Genomic DNA, 664 nt, shown 5'->3' with positions numbered 1-664 from the left:
CTGCTGGTGACTGCTGCCAAGCTGGGCTTCCAGCAACGTTCTGAAGCGCCCCAGCGTCGCTTCTCTGGACCGGCTGGCTTCCACGAGCGCTTGTTGCGCGCTAACATAGTCGCGCATGGTATCCGGCATATTATTTTTCACCATGCCAATTTCCAGCAGCTCATCTATCGTTTGTCGCAGGGTAATGGTGCTCGGCCAGTCATCCAGCGCACGGATATTTTCATCCGCCGTTTTTTTCAGGTTTTCAAGATAGCGGATATGCGTCTCCACCAGCATGCCGTCATCATTCCCGGATTTCAGTTCATTGAGCCTGTCGCGCAGGTCGTCAACGATCTGATTTTCAATACGAGCCAGGGTATAGACCTGCTGCTGTTCATTCTGCACTTCCCGGGCGCGTTTCAGATACTGCCTCGCATCCCCCTGTCGGGCTTCAATCTGATCGAGCAGCGTTCCCTGTTGCCAGGTAAAATCCTGCACCAGCGAATTCAGCTCGGTGGTGAAATCATCGTGCAGCCAGTCGATCCGCGCCGCAAGCTCTCCCACCTTTTCACGAACCAGAAACATGTTGTAGAGCACGCGATCCAGTTCCGCCAGCAGCGCGCGGCTGTCCTGCAATATCACCCCCAACTGCTGGCGTTCTGCCGGCGACAACCCCTGACTTAGC

1 pseudogene is annotated in these 664 nt (G+C 55.6%); it reads right to left on the bottom strand.

What is annotated here, in order from left to right:
• Positions 1 to 664: pseudogene (locus ABD481_RS46640) on the bottom strand (sensor histidine kinase); the annotation flags it as partial.

The sequence above is a fragment of the Catenulispora yoronensis genome, from assembly GCF_039531695.1.
GTDB lineage: Bacteria > Actinomycetota > Actinomycetes > Streptomycetales > Catenulisporaceae > Catenulispora > Catenulispora yoronensis.
Note: the sequence above shows the minus strand (reverse complement) of the source record. Positions and strands in the feature narration are given on the sequence as shown.